This is a genomic window from Acidovorax sp. HMWF018 (genome assembly GCF_003061035.1).
Classification (GTDB): domain Bacteria; phylum Pseudomonadota; class Gammaproteobacteria; order Burkholderiales; family Burkholderiaceae_C; genus Acidovorax; species Acidovorax delafieldii.
Window position 1 is genome coordinate 6,920 of sequence record NZ_QAIM01000502.1, and the last position, 439, is coordinate 7,358.

Annotated in this window: 1 protein-coding gene; it reads right to left on the minus strand. The window is 65.1% G+C overall.

All coding sequences use genetic code 11. From position 1 onward, the window contains the following. Positions 1–224: 224 nt before the first annotated feature. A partial coding sequence (locus DBR23_RS21415; RefSeq protein WP_146191396.1) for a DUF3237 family protein occupies positions 225–439 on the minus strand: 215 nt, incomplete at its 5' end.

A 439-nucleotide genomic window follows, 5' to 3' on the forward strand; every position in this document is an offset into this window, starting at 1 on the left:
CCGGCTTGTTGGGGTAACTTGCCGTCTGCGCCAGGGCGCCAGTGGCGGGGGCCAGGCCCGCCACCACCGTGGCTGCCAGGCAGACGCTGCGCAGGGCATGCCGACGGGAGAAGCTGCGGGACAGGGTGCGGGTGAGCGTGGAAAAAGAGGTCATGACAAGGTCTCCAGGGTGTTGTTGTGTGCTGTCGGTCATCAAAAAAGTGAAATGTGTGACTGCTGTGCGGCTACATCAGCTCCCAGAACCGCATGGCTACTGCATCGGGAAACCGCGCACCGGTGCCCGTGAACATGCGCTCCCCGATCCATCGCAGTGCGGGAGACGCTGTCTCGAACTGGGGGCTGCAGCGAAAGTAGATCTGAGCCGGGTCCACCACCTCGCCACGCACCAGGCGCGCCATCAGCTCGGGCGGGCCGGACCGCACGGCGCGGTTTTGCACAT